We start from the raw sequence: 243 nt of genomic DNA, 5'->3' as shown, positions 1-243 counted from the left end.
AGAGCACAAAGCCATTGCGCTCCCAGTACAGTAACTTGATTTTATCCCGGTCGCGATTACAAAAGACAAACAGAGCATTGGCCATAGGACTAAGCTCCAGCTCTTGCTCGACCAGTGCCGATAAGCCATTAATCGACTTGCGCATGTCCACGGTGCCTGCGTATAAATATACCTGAACCGCTGCACTGGGCCTAAGCATATAAAAGCCCTCGATCTTTTAATGCCAGCAACAGATCCGGCAAG

General features: G+C 49.0%; 1 protein-coding gene. It reads right to left on the bottom strand.

What is annotated here, in order from left to right; all coding sequences use genetic code 11:
• Positions 1–199, bottom strand: a 199-nt coding sequence (tnpB, locus tag WG929_RS21145) for an IS66 family insertion sequence element accessory protein TnpB (RefSeq protein WP_416207643.1), incomplete at its 3' end; no start/stop codon positions are given.
• Positions 200–243: the final 44 nt, after the last annotated feature.

The sequence above is a fragment of the Oceanobacter antarcticus genome (genome assembly GCF_044962685.1).
GTDB classification, from domain to species: domain Bacteria; phylum Pseudomonadota; class Gammaproteobacteria; order Pseudomonadales; family Oceanobacteraceae; genus Oceanobacter; species Oceanobacter antarcticus.
Note: the sequence above shows the minus strand (reverse complement) of the source record. Positions and strands in the feature narration are given on the sequence as shown.